This window comes from Streptomyces sp. NPDC002467 (genome assembly GCF_042889825.1).
Classification (GTDB): domain Bacteria; phylum Actinomycetota; class Actinomycetes; order Streptomycetales; family Streptomycetaceae; genus Streptomyces.
Genome location: NZ_JBIARJ010000025.1, coordinates 61,399 through 79,586, shown reverse-complemented (window position 1 = coordinate 79,586; position 18,188 = coordinate 61,399). Strand labels below are relative to the sequence as shown.

Below are 18,188 nucleotides of genomic sequence, written 5' to 3'. Positions count from 1 at the left end.
TCAGGGATCCGTAGCGATCGTGTGCGTGTTCGTCATGGTGTTCGTGCCGTTTGGATGGCGGATCTGAGTTCGTGGGTCGAATGGGTGACCTTTCGTGAGCGGTGTCGTTGATCGGATGACAGCATCGGCGGCATGAGGGTGAACGGTGGGACGGAAGATTCCGGTCGCCGAGGGCGAAACCACCCGGACTGTTTGCGCCCTTGGCCTGCTGCGGACGGGTGTGGATGAGAAGACCGGTGAACTGCTGACGATCTCCGTGTTGGCGGAGCGTGTCGGCTGGGCAGCCGATCTGGTCTCTGGCATGTCCGCCGCGCTTCTGGCCGCGCACTGGAATGCAGCCGATGTGGGAATGCTCGCGTCGGGGGAGGACGGCGGGGGCAGGACGCTGCCATCGAACGCTTGGATGGCGCTGCGTCGTCTGGGCTGGACTGCTGCGCCGCCCGAGCATGTTCGGGTCAATGACCGGATCGTTCGCATGGCGCAGGAGCAGGCCGGCCGCTTGCTGCGGTCGGTCAAGTGGCGTGCCGACCTGACCGCCGGGGTACTTGCGACCTGGCCCGCCGACCCGGGGAAGCGGACTTCGGAGGAGTGGCACGCGGTACGCGCGGCGGTGCCGGGCGGGCAGCATCAGCCGTCCAGCGTCATCAGCTCCCGTACCCGTCAGATCGCCGCGTTCATCAAAGAGCACGACCGGATGCCTGTTGACGTGTTTGAGGCGGAGAGCACGCCCAAGGCGGCGCGGTTGCTGCTGTTGTCGGCCTGTGACGGGCAGCAGGCCATCATCGAACGGGCGGATGCGCCGGGCCGTGCGCTGCTGCGTTTGCAGCTCCCGACCCGGCCCGATCCACGTTCGTACCGCGATTGGACGTGGGTGTCCTGCCCCATCAAGCTGCCGCCTACGATCCCCGCAGGCGCGGTGCTGCACCTGCCCACCCTCCGCCTGCACCAGGGGCGTGTCCGCGCCGATCTCGCCTTTACCCACGCGGTGCCGAAAACGGCCCGCAGCGGGCATGCGGTCGCGCTCGGTGTGGACTGGGGTCTGAACACCCTGCTCAGTGCGGGCGCGGCCCGTCTCCACGAGGACGGGCGGATCACCGCACTCGGGGCCGGGGGCATGTTCCGGGCGGCCGGTGTCCTCGCCAAACAGCACCGGCTACGCCGACTGTCCGAGCATCTGCACACCAGGACTGGCCGCTACCAGCGGCTCACAGCCGGAGACGAGCAGCACGTCTTGGCCGCCAAACATACCGTCCTGAGCGAGGAGATCAGCCGGGTCTGTGCACGCCGGTCGAACCTCAACGGTGCATTGGCCTGGGCCGCCGCCCGGTGGGCGGTTGACCAGGCCATCGCCGCCGGGGCGAGCGTCATCTACGTCGAAGACCTCCGCTCGATGGAAGCCCATGGCATGGGCCGCACCTTCAACACGCGCATGTCCCAGCAGGTACGCAGGCAGATCGTGGACCGCATGCGGCATCTGGCCGCAGAGACGGGTATAGCCGTCGTCACCGTCCCCGCGCGCAATACCTCCAGGCACTGCCCGCAGTGCCTCTCCCCGCTACGGCACCGCAAAGACCCCGACCGGTCCACCGGGCCCGGCTGGAAGTGGGCCATCTGCCCCGCCTGTTCCTGGCAGGGCGACCGAGATCAGGGCGCCTGGCGGCGCATCGCATCACGCGGGCTCACCCACCAGACCAAAACCGTCTGCGACCGCACCACAGGCGACCTGGCCATTCGTACGGTTGTGGACACACTCGAGGCGGGCGCGGTCATCACTCCGACCACGCCGAAGACCAGCCGGGACCGGTCCAAGACCGGGCCCACCCGGCACCAGGCAACCCGTCCGACGCCCAGGCGACGTCGGACACCCTCCCCTGTCGGGTCCTCGGGCCCGGCGGGCAAGCGTCCGGAGGGACCCGTTCACACGGACCGGCCACGACTGCCCCGCGCAGCCCACCGGCACCAGGACGTGACAACGATCAGCACACCCACCACCGGCCGACACCGGCCCCAGGGGGCAGCACTGGGCGCGGGATTCCACCTCCACGCCCACGCCACCCCACCACGGTGGGAACACATCCTCGAACCGGACACCCAGTCCGGCTCGGGATTACTCAGCTGATCTGAGACGCTGTACGGGCACATCGGTGGCCATCGGCGACCATCGGTGACTTGGACTTACGGAAGGCGTACGGCGGACATGTCGCAGCAGGATAACGAGGTTGTCGAGAGCGTGAACGACGGGTACGTCGTGGACACGGAGGACTGTGCCGAGCGCGAGCTCGCCCACCGTGAGCGCGGAACCGCCCGCCCGATCACCGTCGTCGGCAACCCGGTCCTGCACAGCGAGTGCAAGGACGTCACCGAGTTCGGCGACGAACTGGCGCGGCTGATCGACGACATGTTCGCGAGCCAGAAGGCGGCCGAGGGCGTGGGCCTGGCCGCGAACCAGATCGGCGTGGACGCCAAGGTCTTCGTCTACGACTGCCCCGATGACGACGGCGTGCGCCACACCGGTGTCGTGGTCAACCCCCGACTGGTGGAGCTGCCGGCGGGCAACCGGGTCCTGGACGACTCCAACGAGGGGTGCCTGTCGGTCCCGACCGCCTACGCCTCGCTGGCCCGCCCGGACTACGCCGAGGTCACCGGTCAGGACGCCCAGGGCAACCCGATCAAGGTGCGCGGCACCGGCTACTTCGCGCGCTGCCTCCAGCACGAGACCGACCACCTGTACGGGTACCTGTACATCGACCGGCTCTCGAAGCGGGACCGCAAGGACGCCCTGCGGCAGATGGCGGAGGGCACCCCGCGCTACGAGACCGTTCCGAACGACTGACGGCGACGGCCCGCCGCGATCCGGTCGGACGTATCCGGCCGGACGCGTCCGGTCCGACGCAGCCGGTCGGACGCAGCCGGGTCAGGCGACGGCCCGGGGGCCGCGGAAGGCGCGCCTGAAGGAGTTCGGGGTGGTGCCCAGCGTCCGCAGGAAGTGGTGGCGCAGGGCGGCCGCGTTGCCGAAGCCGCAGCGGCCGGCGATCGCGTCGACCGTCTCGTCGGTGGTTTCCAGCAATTCCTGGGCGAGCAGCACCCGCTGCCGCAGCACCCACTGGTAGGGCGTGGTGCCGGTCTCCTGGAGGAAGCGGCGGGCGAAGGTGCGCGGTGACATGTGCGCGCGCTCGGCCAGCTGCTCGACGGTGATCTCCTCCTCCAGGTGGCGGGCCATCCACGCGATCACCTCGCCCACCGTGTCGCAGGCCGTGCGCGGCAGCGGCCGCTGGATGAACTGGGCCTGACCGCCGTCGCGGTGGGGCGGTACGACCATCCGCCGTGCGATGGTGTTGGCCACCTCGGCGCCCTGCTCCTGCCGTACGACGTGCAGGCACGCGTCGATTCCGGAGGCGGTGCCGGCCGCGGTGATGATCTGGCCCTCGTCCACGTACAGCACGTCGGGGTCGACCAGGGCGCGCGGGTAGCGGCGCGTCAGGGCGGGAGCGTGCATCCAGTGCGTGGTGCAGCGCCGCCCGTCGAGGAGCCCGGCCGCACCCAGCATGAAGGCGCCGCTGCACACGCTCAGCAGGCGCGCGCCCCGCGCCACCGCCCGGTCGAGGGCTGCCAGCAGTGCCTCGGGGTAGTCGCGGGTGGCGGCCTCCCGGTCGGCGGGCAGGCAGATCAGGTCCGCCTCCTCCAGCCGCTCGGGCCCGTGGGGGAGGGTGAGGGCGAAGTGGCCGTCGCCGACGGGCAGCGGATTGTCCTCGACGGCGCAGACGGCGAAGTCGTACACCGGCAGGCCCATGGCGCTGCGGTCGATCCCGAAGACCTCGCAGAAGATGCCCAGTTCGAAGGGGGCGACCCCGTTGACCACGGCCACGGCGACGTTGTTCAGAGGCATGGCTCCAGTGTGGCAGTAATTCGCTCTTTCATGACAGTCCTGCCACTGTCCGGTTTCGGCCGCTCTCGCGAGAGTGGAGCCATGACCACGATCTTGAACTACCTCGTCGTCCTCGCCGTCGCCGCACTCCTCGCCGGCCCCGCCCTGTACGGAATCGCCCGGGAACGCAGGATCGACCGGCAGCTGCACGAAGCAGCCGCCGGCCGATCACGGGCGGAGGTCCGGAAGACTCAGAAGTCCTCGTCCAGGTCGACGGTGCCCTCGACCGCGACCTGGTAGGCCGACGGGCGGCGCTCGAAGAAGTTCGTCAGTTCCTGGACGCCCTGCAGCTCCATGAAGGAGAACGGGTTCTGCGAGCCGTACACCGGCGGGAAGCCGAGGCGGACCAGGCGCTGGTCGGCGACGCACTCCAGGTACTCGCGCATCGACTCGGTGTTCATGCCCGGCAGGCCGTCGCCGCACAGGTCGCGGCCGAACTGGAGCTCCGCCTCGACGGCCTCCTTCAGCATGTCGGTGACCTGCTGCTGGAGTTCCTCGTCGAAGAGCTCCGGCTCCTCCTTGCGGACGGTGTCGATGACCGCGAAGGCGAAGTCCATGTGGCAGCTCTCGTCACGGAACACCCAGTTGGTGCCGGTGGCCAGGCCGTGCAGCAGACCGCGGGAGCGGAACCAGTACACGTACGCGAAGGCGCCGTAGAAGAACAGGCCCTCGATGCACGCGGCGAAGCAGATCAGGTTCAGCAGGAAGCGCCGCCGGTCGGCGGCGTTCTCCAGCCGCTCGATCTTCTCGACCGAGTCCATCCACTTGAAGCAGAACTGCGCCTTCTCGCGGATGGAGGGGATCTCCTCGACCGCGTCGAAGGCCGCCGCGCGGTCGTCCGGGTCGGGCAGGTAGGTGTCGAGCAGCGTCAGGTAGAACTGGACGTGCACGGCCTCCTCGAACAGCTGGCGCGACAGGTACAGGCGCGCCTCCGGGGAGTTGATGTGCTTGTAGAGCGTGAGGACCAGGTTGTTCGACACGATCGAGTCGCCCGTCGCGAAGAACGCGACCAGGCGGCCGATCATGTGCTGCTCGGCCGGGGTCAGCTTCGCGAGGTCGGCGACGTCCGAGTGGAGGTCGACCTCCTCGACGGTCCAGGTGTTCTTGATGGCGTCCCGGTAGCGCTCGTAGAAGTCGGGGTAGCGCATCGGGCGGAGCGTGAGCTCGAAGCCCGGGTCCAGGAGGTTCTTGGCGGACTGGGTGGTGCTCATTACTGGCAGGCCTCGCAGGACTCGGGGTTCTCAAGGGAGCAGGCCAGCGCATCGGCGTCGACGGCCTGCGGGAGCGCCACCGGAGCGGCGGTGGCGGCCTGCGCGGCGCGGGCGATCTTCGTCGCCGGGCGCGAGCGCAGGTAGTACGTGGTCTTCAGGCCCTGCTTCCAGGCGTACGCGTACATCGAGCTGAGCTTGCCGATGGTGGGCGTCTCCAGGAACAGGTTCAGCGACTGGGACTGGTCGAGGAACGGCGTACGGGCCGCCGCCATGTCGATCAGGCCGCGCTGCGGGATCTCCCACGCCGTGCGGTACAGCTCGCGGACCTCCGCCGGGATCCAGCCGAAGCCCTGGACCGAGCCGGAGGAGTCGCGCAGCGCCTCGCGGGTCTGGGCGTCCCACACGCCGAGCTGCTTCAGCTCCTCCACCAGGTAGCCGTTGACCTGGAGGAACTCGCCCGACAGGGTCTCGCGCTTGAAGAGGTTGGAGACCTGCGGCTCGATGCACTCGTACACGCCGGCGATCGAGGCGATCGTCGCGGTCGGGGCGATCGCGAGGAGGAGGGAGTTGCGCATGCCGCTCTTCGCGACGCGGGCGCGCAGGGCGTCCCAGCGCTCCGGCCAGTTCAGCTCGGTTTTGTAGTGGTCCGGGTGCAGGACGCCGCGCGCGGTGCGGGTCTGCTCCCAGGCCGGCAGCGGGCCGCTGCGCTCGGCGAGGTCGCAGGAGGCCTCGTACGCGGCGAGCATGATGCGCTCGGAGAGCTTGGTGGACAGGGCCTTCGCCTCGGGGGAGTCGAAGGGCAGCTTCAGCTTGAAGAAGACGTCCTGGAGGCCCATGGCGCCCAGGCCGACCGGCCGCCAGCGGGCGTTGGAGCGGCCCGCCTGCTCGGTCGGGTAGAAGTTGATGTCCACCACGCGGTCGAGGAAGGTGACGGCGGTGCGGACGGTCTCGTCGATCCGCTCCCAGTCGATCTCGCCCGTCTCGGCGAGGACGAAGGCGCCCAGGTTGACCGAGCCGAGGTTGCAGACGGCGGTCTCGCCGTCGTTGGTGACCTCGATGATCTCGGTGCAGAGGTTGGAGGAGTGGACGACCGTGCCCGGCTCGGCGGTCTGGTTCGCCGTGCGGTTGGAGGCGTCCTTGAAGGTCATCCAGCCCTGACCGGTCTGCGCGAGGGTGCGCATCATCCGGCCGTAGAGGTCGCGGGCGGGCATGGTCTTGCGGGCCAGGCCCGACTCCTCGGCCTTGCGGTAGGCGGCGTCGAACGCGTCGCCCCACAGGTCGACCAGCTCGGGGACGTCGGCCGGGGAGAACAGCGACCAGTCGGCGTCGGCGTTCACGCGGCGCATGAACTCGTCCGGCACCCAGTGGGCGAGGTTCAGGTTGTGCGTACGGCGCTGGTCCTCACCGGTGTTGTCGCGGAGCTCCAGGAACTCCTCGATGTCCGCGTGCCAGGTCTCCAGGTAGACGGCGGCGGCGCCCTTGCGGCGGCCGCCCTGGTTCACGGCGGCGACGGAGGCGTCGAGCGTCTTCAGGAACGGCACGATGCCGTTGGAGTGGCCGTTGGTGCCGCGGATCAGGGAACCGCGGGCGCGGATGCGGGAGTACGAGAGGCCGATGCCGCCGGCGTGCTTGGAGAGGCGGGCGACCTGGTGGTAGCGGTCGTAGATCGAGTCGAGCTCGTCCAGCGGGGAGTCCAGCAGGTAGCAGGAGGACATCTGCGGGTGCCGGGTGCCGGAGTTGAAGAGCGTCGGGGAGGACGGCAGGTAGTCCAGGCGGCTCATCAGCCGGTAGAGGGAGGCGACCTCCTCCACGGCCTGGACGGACTCGTCCTCGGCGAGACCGCAGGCGACGCGGAGCATGAAGTACTGCGGGGTCTCGATCACCTGGCGGGTGATGGGGTGGCGCAGCAGGTAGCGGCTGTGCAGGGTGCGCAGGCCGAAGAAGCCGAAGCGGTCGTCCGCGCCCTCGGCGAGGGAGAACTCGACCAGCGCGTCGAGCCGGGCCGCGTGGGCGCGTACGAACTCGGCCGTGCGGTCGGCGATCAGCCCCTCGCGGTGGCCGACCTCGACGGAGCCGGAGAAGGACGTGGAGCCCTGACCGGCGGCCTCCTCGCGGACGGCCAGCGTCAGCAGCCGGGCGGCGAGCTTCGAGTACGCCGGGTCCTCGGAGATCAGGCCGGCGGCGGCCTCGGTGGCCAGGCCGCGCAGCTCGGCCTCGTCGGCGGCGGAGCTGCGGCCGCGCAGTGCGGCGGCGGCCACCCGGCCGGGGTCGGTGTCGGGGAGGTCCGCCGTCAGTTCGGTGAGGGTGCGCAGCAGCGCGGCCCCCGGGCCCTCGGTGTTGTCGCCAGAAACGGACTCGGCGCGCGGTGCGGAAGGCGCGATGGTCACGGCGGGAGCTCTCCCTCGCTCGGCCCGGTCGACGGCGGGCGGACGCGGGGGAGCACGTGCGGGCGTGGCAGGTACGCGTAACACCGCACGGCGTCCACCGGCCCAACCTCGAGGCCCGGACGTATCGGCACCCGGTTCGGTCGACCCGGATGCACCGTCGGCAGGTCCTCGGACTTTTCATACCGTTGCGGGACAGTTCCGGATTCACACCGGATTCCCCTGCGGCGACAGCGAGGATGAGCATACATGTGGGGGGCCGCGGATGCGCGACCCCCCACATGTTGTGTCGGCGTGGCTACAGCTCCAGACGGTAGGTGAGCAGCGTCAGCCCCGGAACGGGCGCCCAGTCCCGCTCCGGGGTGCGGACGAACCCGAGGCGTTCGTAGATCCGTTGGGCGCCCTTCATGCCGAGCTGCGTCGAGAGCACGAGGTGCGTGACGCCCTCCAGCTCCCGGGCCCGGGCCGTGCAGGCCCGCACCAGGGCCTCGCCGGCGCCGCGTCCGCGCGCCTCGTGGGAGACGGCCAGCATCCTGAATTCGGCCTCGCCGGGCCCGGCGATGTCGGCGAGCGGGCTCCCGGGCGGGGCGAAGGTCACCCCGCCGAGGACGGTGCCCTCGTCGACGGCGACGAGTACCTCGCCGTCGCCGGCCCGCCCGGCGACATCGCGCAGCACGCCCGCGTAGTACGCCTCGCCGGAGCCGAGGAGTCCGTCGCCCAGGTAGGCCTGCGCGGTGATCTCGCCGAGCTGTTCGTATTCGGCGGGTCGGGCCGCCCTGATCAGGATGTCCATGCGGTCGAGTGTGCCGGACGGGTGTCGGCGGTCGGCGCTATCGTCGGAGGCAGCACCGTCGAGGAAGGCGAGCGAGGCATGACCGTGATGACCGACCGGCCCCACATGCTGACTGAGGAGTTCGAGGAACTCGCCCTGATAGCTCGCAACCGGATGGAGGGGTTGAGGCTGGAGTTCATCGACGGGAAGCTGAGGAGCAAGGCGTTGCCGGATGGCGACCACGGGATGATCATTCAGTGGCTCATGCGGATCTGCATGCAGCACCGGCCCGAGCTCTGGCTGCATCCGGGGCAGGGGATCAAAGTGGAGGAGTATCGGGCCGGCCGGGCGATTCCGGATGCGGCGCTGGCTCCCTCGGGAGCGTTCGCCGGCCAGGGTGAGTGGGTCGACCCCGATCCGGTACTCATGGTCGTCGAGGTGACTTCGTGGGACTCCGACACCGACCGGCGCGACCGGATCGAGAAGCCCCGCGCTTACGCGGCAACAGGCATCCCGGTCTACCTGCTGATCGATAGGGACAAGTGCGAGGTCTCGGTGCACAGCGAGCCCGACGGGCGGCGGTACGAGACCGTGCGCACCTTGCCCTTCGGTAAGGACGTCTCGCTCCCCGACCCCGTGGGCATCACCCTCCAGACCGAACCCCTCAAGGACTGGGTGCGCTGAACGACCCGAAGGCCCCGCCGGATGTGGCGGGGCCTTCGGCACGGTGCGCTCAGCAGCAGCGGAAGCCCTCGCGGGGGTCGGCCTCGCGGGAGTCCGTGCGGGCGCGTTCGAAGGCGCGCCTGGTGAGGACCTCGGCGTCCGGGTCGTGGGAGCGGGCGTGGGCGACGTACCGGTCGTACGCCGCCTCGCCCGAGAACTCCCGTACGAAGTACCGGGCGCGGGCCAGCGCGCCGCGCAGACTCATGACGCCGCCGGTTCCTTTGCCCGTCCGCCGCCCGAGTCCAGGCCCGCCGCGGCGAGCTCGGCCCGCTCGGCCGCGGTCGGGATCAGGCCGGCCGGGGCGATGATCTTCGACTCGCTCCACGGGACCTCGGCCAGCCGCACCGACTCCGGGTCGGAGACGGCCTTCAGGCAGGTCCGGGCGGCGTCGGCCAGCACGATGATGATCAGCACCGCGAACAGCGCCGACAGGACGCCGTCCACCGTGGCGTTGGTGACCACGGTGTGCATGTCGTCCATGTTCTTGGCGGGCGGCAGCACCTTGCCCGCGTCGATCCCGCCCTGGTACTTGTCGCGCTGCGCGAAGAAGCCGACCTTCACGTCGTCCGAGAAGACCTTCTGGTAGCTCGCGGTCAGCGTCACGGCCACGTCCCACGCCAGCGGAACGCCCGTCACCCAGGCCCACTTGAGCCGGCCGGACTTGACCAGCAGCGTGGTGCAGACGGCCAGGGCGACGGCGGCGAGGAGCTGGTTCGCGATGCCGAACAGCGGGAAGAGCTGGTTGATGCCGCCCAGCGGGTCCTTGATGCCGACCCACAGGAAGTAGCCCCAGCCGCCGACGACGACGGCGCTCGCGATCCACACGCCGGGCTTCCAGCTGATGTCCTTGAAGGACTTGTGCACGTTGCCGAGGGTGTCCTGGAGCATGAACCGCCCCACGCGGGTGCCCGCGTCGACGGTCGTCAGGATGAACAGCGCCTCGAACATGATGGCGAAGTGGTACCAGAAGGCCTTCATCCCCGCGCCGCCGATCACGGACGAGAAGATCTCCGACATTCCGAGTGCGAAGGTCGGCGCGCCACCGGTGCGGGAGAGCAGGCTCGCCTCCTCGACGTCCTTCGCCGCCTGCGCGAGGGCCTCCGGGCTGATGGCGAAGCCGAGGTGGGTCACTGCCTCCGAGGCGCTCTGGACCGTGGTGCCGATGACGCCGCCGGGGGAGTTCACCGCGAAGAAGAGACCGGGATCGATGATGGTGGCCGCGATCATCGCCATGATGGCGACGAACGACTCGGTGAGCATCGCGCCGTAGCCGATGACCCGGACCTGGGTCTCCTTCTGGATCATCTTCGGGGTGGTGCCCGAGGCGACCAGCGAGTGGAAGCCGGACAGGGCCCCGCACGCGATGGTGATGAAGACGAAGGGGAACATCGAACCGGCGAAGACCGGGCCGTCGCCGCGGGACGCGAAGTCGGTGACCGCGGGCATCTTCAGGGTCGGCATGGCGATGACCACGCCCACCGCCATCAGCGCGATGGTGCCGACCTTCATGAAGGTGGAGAGGTAGTCGCGGGGCGCGAGCAGCATCCACACCGGCAGCACCGACGCGATGAAGCCGTAGCCGATCATCCAGATGACCAGCGTCTCCTTCTCCAGGGTGAAGGTGGACGCGAGCGAGGACTCGGCGACCCAGCCGCCCGCCACGATGGCGAGGAGCAGCAGGGCGACACCGATGACGGAGACCTCGGTGACCCGGCCCGGGCGCAGTACGCGCAGGTAGAAGCCCATGAAGAGGGCGATCGGGATGGTCATGCCGATGGAGAAGACGCCCCACGGGGAGTGCGCCAGGGCGTTCACGATGACCAGGCCGAGCACCGCCAGCAGGATGATCATGATGGTGAACACGGCGACCAGGGCGGCGGCTCCGCCGATCGGGCCGATCTCGTCACGGGCCATCTGGCCGAGCGAGCGGCCGTCGCGGCGGGTGGAGAAGAACAGCGTGACCATGTCCTGGACGGCGCCGGCGAAGATGACGCCCGCGACGATCCAGATCGTGCCCGGCAGGTAGCCCATCTGTGCGGCGAGCACCGGGCCGACGAGCGGGCCGGCGCCGGCGACGGCGGCGAAGTGGTGGCCGAAGAGGACCCGCCTGTCGGTGGGGTGGAAGTCGACACCGTTGTCGAGGCGTTCGGCCGGGGTGGCCCGGGTGGGGTCCACCTTCAGTACGCGGTTCGCGATGAAACGCGCGTAGAAGCGGTAGCCGATCGCGTACGAGCCGACCGCGGCGGCGAGCAGCCAGGCGGCGGAGATCTCCTCGCCGCGGGAGAGGGCGAGCACGCCCCAGCCGATGGCGCCGACGAGCGCGACGAGCACCCATGCGGCGACGGACTTCGGGGAGGGCGAGCCGGGCGTGGTGCCCGGACTCGCCACGTCCCGTCGTGTCCCTGTTGCTTCCGGTTCAGCCATGACCCTCGTCCCCTCGTCGATCATCTGCGTAAGCGCAGGGAATCTACGGGGAATTGGCCGGTCAGCGTAAGACCCCGTCCGCATAACGGTATGGGGAGGGCGTCTGCCGGACGGGTCTCGCGGGCGGCCGGGTGCGTCAGACCGCGGGGCGCTTCAGCCTGGCGACGAACTTGTAGCGGTCGCCGCGGTACACGGACCGCACCCACTCCACCGGTTCGCCGTCGGCGTCCAGGGAGTGCCGGGAGAGCATCAGCATCGGCAGGCCGACGTCGGTGCCGAGCAGGCCGGCCTCGCGCGGGGTGGCCAGCGAGGTCTCGATGGTCTCCTCGGCCTCGGCCAGGTGTACGTCGTACACCTCGGCCAGGGCCGTGTAGAGCGAGGTGTACTTGGCGAGCGAACGGCGCAGCGCGGGGAAGCGCTTGGCCGAGAGGTGGGTGGTCTCGATGGCCATCGGCTCTCCGCTGGCCAGCCGCAGCCGCTCGATGCGCAGCACCCGTCCACCGGTGTTGATCTTCAGCAGCCCGGCGAGGGTGTCGTCGGCCGTCACGTAGCCGATGTCCAGGAGCTGGGAGGTCGGTTCCAGACCCTGGGCGCGCATGTCCTCCGTGTAAGAGGTGAGTTGCAGCGCCTGGGAGACCTTGGGCTTGGCGACGAAGGTGCCCTTGCCCTGGATCCGCTCCAGTCGTCCTTCCACGACCAGTTCCTGGAGGGCCTGGCGCACGGTGGTCCGCGAGGTGTCGAATTCGGCCGCGAGCGTGCGCTCCGGCGGGACCGGGGTGCCGGGCGGCAGGGTCTCGGTCATGTCGAGCAAGTGCCGCTTGAGTCGGTAGTACTTGGGTACACGTGCCGTGCGAGTCGCCGCCCCGCCTTCCGGCTCCGTGATCGCCCCTTCGGTGGCCATCGCCGCCCGCCTTCCCGACTCCAGTTTCGCTGCCGTCACCGGCTCCTCCGATATGTGCGGTCACATCGTGACACGTGCGGGGGGACAGCCCTGATCTCTGTCCAGGTGTCGGTCCGATAACGGACCGGACACCCGCTCATTAGACCCTTGACACCCCTAAAGGTCTAGGCCAAGCTCCAGCTACTGGTCTACACCAATATGGATCGGATCCCGGCCCCACGGGCAGTACTTGGTACGTCACCGCGGCGGGCGAGGGAAGTTGCAGGCAGCATCCCCGAGGAGGGTGGCGTGAAGCGCAAGCTCATTGCGGCGGTCGGTGTCGCGGGCATGATGGTCGGAGTCGCGGCGTGCGGCAACGGCAGCGACGACAAGGCGAAGACCGACGCGGGTGGCGCCAAGGAGATCACCGTCTGGCTGATGGACGGTTCCGCGCCCAAGGCCTGGCTCGACGAGGTCAACAAGGAGTTCTCGGCCAAGCACCCCGGTGTCACGGTCAAGGTCGAGGAGCAGAAGTGGACCGGCATCCAGGAGAAGGTCACCACGGCCCTCTCCGAGAACACCCCGCCGGACGTCATCGAGCTCGGCAACACCCAGACCGCCGGCTACGCGGTCACCGGCGGCCTCGCCGACCTGACGAAGGACAAGGCCAAGCTCGGCGGCGACGCCTGGTCGAAGGGCATGACGTCCTCGTCCGAGATCGACGGCAAGCTCTACTCCGCTCCCTGGTACGCGGCCAACCGCGTCGTCGTCTATGACAAGAAGGCCTTCGAGAAGGCCGGCGTCACCGCGCCGAAGACCCGCGACGAGTGGGTGGCCGGCCTGGAGAAGCTGAAGGCGGCCGACCCGGCCACGCAGCCGATCTACCTGCCCGGCCAGAGCTGGTACGTCCTCGCCGGCTTCGTCTGGGACGAGGGCGGCGACCTGGCCGTCAAGGACGGCGGCAAGTGGAAGGGTGCTCTGGGCACCCCGCAGGCCGCCTCCGCGATGGAGTTCTACAAGAAGCTCGCCTCCTTCTCCACCGCCCCGAAGGACAAGGACGAGGCCACCCCGCAGCAGTCCACGGACATCGTCCCCAAGGGCGGCGTCGCCTCCTGGATCGGTCTCGGCTGGGAGGCCGCCGGAGCGGAGAAGGCCCTGAAGGACGCGGGCAAGGAGGCCGACTTCGGCTACTTCCCGATCCCGGGCAAGACCGCCGACAAGCCCGGCACCGTCTTCCTCGGCGGCTCCAACCTCGCCGTGGCCGAGCGCTCCAAGAACAAGGAGCTCGCCAAGGAGTGGCTGGCCCTCGCCGCAGGCAAGGACCAGATGACCAAGTACGCGGCCGAGACCAAGGGCGCGCTGCTCCCGAACCAGGCCGGTGCGAACTTCGCCCCCGCCGCGGGCTCCTTCGCCGAGTCGATGGCCAAGGCCGGCGCCAACGGCAAGATCACCCCGGTGACCGCGGGCTGGGCGAACGTCGAGACCGAGCCGAACCCGGTCAAGGAGTTCATGACCAAGGTCCTGAACGGTGAGGACGCCGCCAAGGCGGGCGCGGCCGCGGACGCGGAGATCACCAAGCGCATCAACAAGTAACACCCCGCAGTACCGCACCAAGCACTACCCAGCAGTGTGAACGCACCGGGGGGCACGGCAGGCGCCCAGACGCCTGCCGTGCCCCCGGTCGCGCATTTGACTCCACAGTCAACCGCGAGGAAGCCAGCCATGACCGTGCACTCCCAGGGAGCGGCGACCAGCGCTCCAGAGGACGCACCACTCGAGTCCGCCGGACGTCCCGAGGCGAACGCCACCCGGACCGGCCCCAGTCGTCCGTCTCCTCGCGGGGGCAGAAAGCCGCTCCCCTCGGGGTGGCTGCCCTACCTGCTGGTCGGGCCCGCGGTGCTCAGCCTCGCGACCCTCCTGCTCTACCCGCTGATCAAGAACGTGATCCTGTCCTTCCAGGACATCAACAAGATCGAGTTCATCCAGCGGAAGTACCCCTTCGCCGGCTTCGCCAACTACACCGAGCTGCTCGGCGACTCGAACTTCTGGACCGTCGTGGTCCGCAGCTTCGCCTTCACCCTGGCCAACGTCGCACTGATCATGGTGCTCGGCAGCCTCATCGGCATCCTGCTGAACAAGCTCGGCAAGTGGATGCGCCTGGTCCTGTCGATGGCGTTGGTGATGGCCTGGGCCATGCCGATCGTCGCCTCCGTACAGGTCTTCAAGTGGCTGTTCGACGAGCAGTTCGGCGTCATGAACTGGGTCATGCGCACCGCCGGGTTCTCCGGCTACGACCAGCACAACTGGATGGCCACCGGCCTGTCCACCCTGGTCATCGTCACCGTCCTGGTCGTCTGGGGCTCCATCCCCTTCGTCGCACTCAACATGTACGCCGGACTGACCACCGTCGGCGCCGAGCTGTACGAGGCCGCGCGGATGGACGGCGCCAACGGCTGGCAGACCTTCTGGAAGATCGTCTTCCCGAACCTCAAGCCCTTCTTCCTCATCACCACGTTCCTCGAGGTGATCTGGGTCTTCAAGGCCTTCACCCAGGTCTACGCGATGAACAAGGGCGGCCCCGACCGCGCCTCCGAGATCCTGCCCGTCTTCGCCTACGTCGAGGGCCAGAGCCAGGCCCACTACGGCCTCGCCGCCGCGATCTCCGTCCTGACGATCCTCATCCTCGTGATCGTCATGTCCTTCTACTTCCGCCTGATCCTGAAGCAGGAGGAGGAGCAGTGAGCACGACCACCGCCCCGAAGGCCACCGCCCCGCAGCCCGCCGGAACCCGGCCCGCGCCCGCGCAGAAGCTCCGTACGCGTCGCCCGCTGCGCCCCGGAGCCGTCGCCAAGAACCTCGGCGCGCTCCTGCTGGCCCTGGTCTTCGTCTTCCCCGTCTACTGGATGTTCTCCTCGGCGCTCAAGCCGTCCGACCAGATGCTGACGAAGGACCCCGTCTTCGTCTTCACGCCGACGCTGGACAACTTCGCCAAGGCCACCGGGGTCGAGAACTTCTGGACGTACGTCACCAACAGCGTCCTGGTCACCGTCGGCGCCGTCCTGCTGGCCCTGCTCGTCGCCCTCGCCGCGAGCTTCGCCATCGCCCGGATGCGGTTCAAGGGCCGCAAGGGACTCGTCCTCACGGTGATGATGGCCCAGATGGCCCCCTGGGAGGTCATGGTCATCGCGATGTACATGATCGCCCGCGACGGCGAGATGCTGAACAGCCTCCCGCTGCTCACCGCCATCTACTTCGTGATGATCCTCCCCTTCACCATCTGGACCCTGCGCGGCTTCATCGCCGCCGTCCCGGTGACCCTGGAGGAGGCGGCCCAGATCGACGGCTGCACCCGCGGCCAGGCCTTCCGCAAGGTCATCTTCCCCCTGCTGGCCCCCGGCCTGATGTCCACCTCGCTCTTCGGCTTCATCACCGCCTGGAACGAGTTCGCGATGGTCCTGATCCTCAACAAGGACAAGACCGCCCAGACCCTGCCGCTGTGGCTGACCGAGTTCATGACGGCCTTCGGCAACGACTGGGGCGCCACCATGGCAGCGTCCTCGCTCTTCGCGGTCCCCGTCCTGCTGATCTTCATCTTCCTCCAGCGCAAGGCCGTCGGCGGCATGACCTCCGGCGCCGTGAAGGGATAACGGCACCATGACTGTCCTTGCGCACCACACCGGCACGCTGACCCGGGACGCCCTCGCGGTCCTCCAGCCCGGCTTCGAGGGCACCACCGCCCCCGCCTGGCTGCTGCGACAGGTCCGCGAAGGCCTCACCGCCGTCGGCCTCTTCGGCCGCAACATCGCCTCGGCCGAACAGCTCGCCGCGCTGACCGCGCAACTGCGCGCCGAGCGCGACGACGTCCTCGTCGCCATCGACGAGGAGGGCGGCGACGTCACCCGCCTCGAAGTACGGGACGGTTCCTCCTTCCCCGGCAACCTGGCCCTCGGCGCCGTCGACGACACCGCGCTGACCCGCGAGGTGGCACGCGAGCTGGGCCGCCGCCTCGCCGAGTGCGGGGTCAACCTCAACTGGGCCCCGTCCGCGGACGTCAACTCCAACCCGGACAACCCGGTCATCGGCGTACGGTCCTTCGGCGCCGACACCCACCTCGCCGCCCGGCACACCGCCGCCTACGTCGAGGGCCTCCAGGCCGCCGGCGTCGCCGCCTGCACCAAGCACTTCCCGGGCCACGGCGACACCAGCGTCGACTCGCACCACGCGCTGCCGCGCATCGACGTCGACCTGGCCACCCTGGCCGCGCGCGAACTGGTCCCGTTCAAGGCCGCGATGGAGGCCGGCACCAAGGCCGTGATGAGCGCGCACATCCTGGTGCCCGCCCTCGACCCGACCCGCCCGGCGACCCTCAGCCCGCAGATCCTCACCGGCCTGCTGCGCGGGGAGCTCGGCTACGAGGGCCTCATCGTCACCGACGGCATGGAGATGAACGCCATCGCCGGGACGTACGGGATCGAACGCGGCTCCGTGCTCGCCATCGCCGCCGGCGCCGACGCCATCTGCGTCGGCGGCGGACTCGCCGACGAGGCGACCGTCCTGCGGCTGCGGGACGCACTGGTCACGGCCGTCCGCGAGGGCACGCTCGCCGAGGAGCGGCTCGCCGACGCCGCCGCCCGGGTCCGCTCGCTCGCCGAATGGACCCGTCGGGCCAGGCCGGACGCGGGGCAGGAGGGGAGCCGCGCGTCCGGCATCGGCCTGACCGCCGCCCGCCGGGCCCTCGTCGTCACCGGCGAGGCGAAGCCGCTGACCACCCCGTACGTCGCCACGCTCGCCCCCGTCGCGAACATCGCGGTGGGCGACGAGACCCCCTGGGGCGTGGCGGCGGAGCTGGCCTCGCTGCTCCCGGGCACGGAGGCGGGCGTCTACCCGCAGGGCGCCACGGCCGCGGACGTCCTGGCGGCGGCGGGGGAGCGACCGGTCGTCGCCGTGGTCCGCGACGCGCACCGGCACGCGTGGATGACGCGGGTCCTGGACGCGCTGGTCGCCGCCCGGCCGGACACGGTGGTGGTGGAGATGGGCCTGCCGCGCGCGGAGCCCCGTGGGGCGCTGCACATCGCCACGCACGGCGCCTCCCGCGTCTGCGGCCGCGCCGCCGCCGAGGTCATCGCCGGCGCGTAGCCGCCGCTGCCCCGAAGGGCCGGACCCCCGAGGAGGGGGGTCCGGCCCTTCGGCGTGCGCCGTGTCCGGACGTCGGACGGGACGTCAGGACATCGAGGCGGCCAGCTTGAACCGGGCGTCCCGCTGCTTCTTGTAGAGCGCGAGCGTCTCGGCGTGTTCCTCCACCAGCCGGTTCTGGTAGGCCGTCTCGACCGCGGCCGGTCGACACGCCCACGAGGTTCACCTCGCGCTTGCACGCGACGTCCTTGACGGCGGCGGCGACCGCCCGGGCCCCGCCCTTGTCCTCCGTCAGGCCGAGCTTCTCGACCACGTCGTACGGGGTCTCGACGCCCGCGTAGCCCGCTTCGGCCATGCACGCGGACCACTTGGCCGTGACGTCCCGGACCCGGGAGTCGTTCTCGGCCCGGTCGAAGGCCTGGGTGGACAGGCCGAAGGCGAACAGCAGGTCCACGCTGTCCTTGGTCGGCGCGTAGAGCTTGCGGTATCCCTCGCGTCCGCAACCGCCCGGCGGGACCGGTTTCCCGCCGACGCTGATGCCGCTGTCGGTCTGCGCGGCCTCCTCGTCGGAGGCGGCGTCGGGCCGGCTCCCCACGCTTTCGCCGGGGTTCAGCCCCTTCAGCACGACCAGGGCACTGTCGCTGAGCTCCGGGCGGGCCGGCTTGGCACGAGGTCCCGCCCCGGCCCGTTTGTCGTAGCCGTACCGCGCGGCGTACGCGGGATCGGCGATTCCGTA

At 69.9% G+C, this 18,188-nt stretch carries 16 protein-coding genes and 1 riboswitch; of the genes, 8 read left to right on the top strand and 8 right to left on the bottom strand.

Translation table 11 applies throughout. The features are described from left to right. The first annotated feature begins 145 nt into the window (after positions 1 to 145). Positions 146 to 2,119 (top strand): zinc ribbon domain-containing protein, encoded by a 1,974-nt coding sequence (locus tag ACFYYJ_RS36350; protein ID WP_389138614.1) that lies wholly within the window; start codon positions 146 to 148, stop codon positions 2,117 to 2,119. A 78-nt stretch (positions 2,120 to 2,197) separates the two neighbouring features. Next, a complete protein-coding gene (gene def / locus ACFYYJ_RS36345) occupies positions 2,198 to 2,833 on the top strand; it encodes a peptide deformylase (RefSeq protein ID WP_385128513.1) in 636 nt (211 codons plus the stop codon). An 81-nt stretch (positions 2,834 to 2,914) separates the two neighbouring features. Here the strand turns inward: def and ACFYYJ_RS36340 are convergent, their stop codons facing one another. Next, positions 2,915 to 3,886, bottom strand: a complete 972-nt coding sequence (locus ACFYYJ_RS36340) for a helix-turn-helix domain-containing protein (protein WP_385128512.1) — start codon at positions 3,884 to 3,886, stop codon at positions 2,915 to 2,917. 81 nt (positions 3,887 to 3,967) lie between these two features. On the opposite strand from ACFYYJ_RS36340, the gene ACFYYJ_RS36335 reads away from it, so the two are divergent. Next, entirely contained in the window at positions 3,968 to 4,165 is a 198-nt protein-coding gene (locus tag ACFYYJ_RS36335; protein WP_385128511.1) for a hypothetical protein, read from the top strand. Here ACFYYJ_RS36335 and ACFYYJ_RS36330 read toward each other — a convergent pair. The 3 genes from ACFYYJ_RS36330 to ACFYYJ_RS36320 form a co-directional block, all read right to left on the bottom strand. Continuing rightward, the gene (locus ACFYYJ_RS36330) at positions 4,117 to 5,136 is read right to left on the bottom strand and encodes a ribonucleotide-diphosphate reductase subunit beta (RefSeq protein ID WP_385128510.1); all 1,020 of its coding nucleotides are present in this window, start codon (positions 5,134 to 5,136) and stop codon (positions 4,117 to 4,119) included. The genes ACFYYJ_RS36335 and ACFYYJ_RS36330 overlap by 49 nt on opposite strands. Next, complete coding sequence (locus ACFYYJ_RS36325; RefSeq protein WP_389138607.1) at positions 5,136 to 7,523, bottom strand: ribonucleoside-diphosphate reductase subunit alpha; 2,388 nt, start codon at positions 7,521 to 7,523, stop codon at positions 5,136 to 5,138. The genes ACFYYJ_RS36330 and ACFYYJ_RS36325 overlap by 1 nt, the downstream gene beginning before the upstream one ends. Before the next feature lie 163 nt (positions 7,524 to 7,686). Beyond that, positions 7,687 to 7,742, bottom strand: a riboswitch (cobalamin riboswitch). 76 nt (positions 7,743 to 7,818) lie between these two features. Beyond that, the gene (locus ACFYYJ_RS36320) at positions 7,819 to 8,313 is read right to left on the bottom strand and encodes a GNAT family N-acetyltransferase (protein WP_389138604.1); all 495 of its coding nucleotides are present in this window, start codon (positions 8,311 to 8,313) and stop codon (positions 7,819 to 7,821) included. A gap of 78 nt (positions 8,314 to 8,391) precedes the next feature. Between ACFYYJ_RS36320 and ACFYYJ_RS36315 the strand changes: the two genes are divergently transcribed. Beyond that, positions 8,392 to 8,976 (top strand): Uma2 family endonuclease, encoded by a 585-nt coding sequence (locus ACFYYJ_RS36315; RefSeq protein WP_389138601.1) that lies wholly within the window; start codon positions 8,392 to 8,394, stop codon positions 8,974 to 8,976. A 49-nt stretch (positions 8,977 to 9,025) separates the two neighbouring features. Here the strand turns inward: ACFYYJ_RS36315 and ACFYYJ_RS36310 are convergent, their stop codons facing one another. From ACFYYJ_RS36310 to ACFYYJ_RS36300, 3 genes are all read right to left on the bottom strand, one after another. Beyond that, positions 9,026 to 9,220, bottom strand: a complete 195-nt coding sequence (locus ACFYYJ_RS36310) for a CstA-like transporter-associated (seleno)protein (RefSeq protein WP_389138598.1) — start codon at positions 9,218 to 9,220, stop codon at positions 9,026 to 9,028. Continuing rightward, on the bottom strand, positions 9,217 to 11,439 hold the full coding sequence (locus ACFYYJ_RS36305; protein WP_389138594.1) for a carbon starvation CstA family protein: 2,223 nt from the start codon (positions 11,437 to 11,439) through the stop codon (positions 9,217 to 9,219). Before ACFYYJ_RS36305 ends, ACFYYJ_RS36310 begins: the two co-directional genes overlap by 4 nt. Before the next feature lie 136 nt (positions 11,440 to 11,575). Then, positions 11,576 to 12,340, bottom strand: a complete 765-nt coding sequence (locus ACFYYJ_RS36300) for a GntR family transcriptional regulator (protein ID WP_215146782.1) — start codon at positions 12,338 to 12,340, stop codon at positions 11,576 to 11,578. A 288-nt stretch (positions 12,341 to 12,628) separates the two neighbouring features. Here ACFYYJ_RS36300 and ACFYYJ_RS36295 point away from each other — a divergent pair, with 288 nt between their 5' ends. From ACFYYJ_RS36295 to ACFYYJ_RS36280, 4 genes are all read left to right on the top strand, one after another. Further along, positions 12,629 to 13,912, top strand: coding sequence for an extracellular solute-binding protein (locus ACFYYJ_RS36295; RefSeq protein ID WP_389138590.1), 1,284 nt, complete (start codon positions 12,629 to 12,631; stop codon positions 13,910 to 13,912). Positions 13,913 to 14,041: 129 nt separating this feature from the next. After that, positions 14,042 to 15,061, top strand: a complete 1,020-nt coding sequence (locus ACFYYJ_RS36290) for a carbohydrate ABC transporter permease (RefSeq protein ID WP_385128503.1) — start codon at positions 14,042 to 14,044, stop codon at positions 15,059 to 15,061. A gap of 86 nt (positions 15,062 to 15,147) precedes the next feature. After that, complete coding sequence (locus ACFYYJ_RS36285) at positions 15,148 to 15,966, top strand: carbohydrate ABC transporter permease (protein ID WP_385128531.1); 819 nt, start codon at positions 15,148 to 15,150, stop codon at positions 15,964 to 15,966. 7 nt (positions 15,967 to 15,973) lie between these two features. Then, the gene (locus tag ACFYYJ_RS36280) at positions 15,974 to 17,455 is read left to right on the top strand and encodes a glycoside hydrolase family 3 protein (protein ID WP_389138586.1); all 1,482 of its coding nucleotides are present in this window, start codon (positions 15,974 to 15,976) and stop codon (positions 17,453 to 17,455) included. Here ACFYYJ_RS36280 and ACFYYJ_RS36275 read toward each other — a convergent pair. Then, a complete protein-coding gene (locus tag ACFYYJ_RS36275) occupies positions 17,439 to 18,077 on the bottom strand; it encodes a hypothetical protein (protein ID WP_389138583.1) in 639 nt (212 codons plus the stop codon). The genes ACFYYJ_RS36280 and ACFYYJ_RS36275 overlap by 17 nt on opposite strands. Between the last annotated feature and the right edge of the window lie 111 nt (positions 18,078 to 18,188).

What these genes read in the sequence shown, in the direction of transcription:
- def (WP_385128513.1), top strand. Translation starts at nt 2,198, where the DNA reads ATGTCGCAGCAGGATAACGAGGTTGTCGAGAGCGTGAACGACGGGTAC.
- ACFYYJ_RS36340 (WP_385128512.1), bottom strand. Translation starts at nt 3,886, where the DNA reads ATGCCTCTGAACAACGTCGCCGTGGCCGTGGTCAACGGGGTCGCCCCC.
- ACFYYJ_RS36335 (WP_385128511.1), top strand. Translation starts at nt 3,968, where the DNA reads ATGACCACGATCTTGAACTACCTCGTCGTCCTCGCCGTCGCCGCACTC.
- ACFYYJ_RS36330 (WP_385128510.1), bottom strand. Translation starts at nt 5,136, where the DNA reads ATGAGCACCACCCAGTCCGCCAAGAACCTCCTGGACCCGGGCTTCGAG.
- ACFYYJ_RS36320 (WP_389138604.1), bottom strand. Translation starts at nt 8,313, where the DNA reads ATGGACATCCTGATCAGGGCGGCCCGACCCGCCGAATACGAACAGCTC.
- ACFYYJ_RS36315 (WP_389138601.1), top strand. Translation starts at nt 8,392, where the DNA reads ATGACCGTGATGACCGACCGGCCCCACATGCTGACTGAGGAGTTCGAG.
- ACFYYJ_RS36310 (WP_389138598.1), bottom strand. Translation starts at nt 9,220, where the DNA reads ATGAGTCTGCGCGGCGCGCTGGCCCGCGCCCGGTACTTCGTACGGGAG.
- ACFYYJ_RS36305 (WP_389138594.1), bottom strand. Translation starts at nt 11,439, where the DNA reads ATGGCTGAACCGGAAGCAACAGGGACACGACGGGACGTGGCGAGTCCG.
- ACFYYJ_RS36300 (WP_215146782.1), bottom strand. Translation starts at nt 12,340, where the DNA reads ATGGCCACCGAAGGGGCGATCACGGAGCCGGAAGGCGGGGCGGCGACT.
- ACFYYJ_RS36290 (WP_385128503.1), top strand. Translation starts at nt 14,042, where the DNA reads ATGACCGTGCACTCCCAGGGAGCGGCGACCAGCGCTCCAGAGGACGCA.
- ACFYYJ_RS36280 (WP_389138586.1), top strand. Translation starts at nt 15,974, where the DNA reads ATGACTGTCCTTGCGCACCACACCGGCACGCTGACCCGGGACGCCCTC.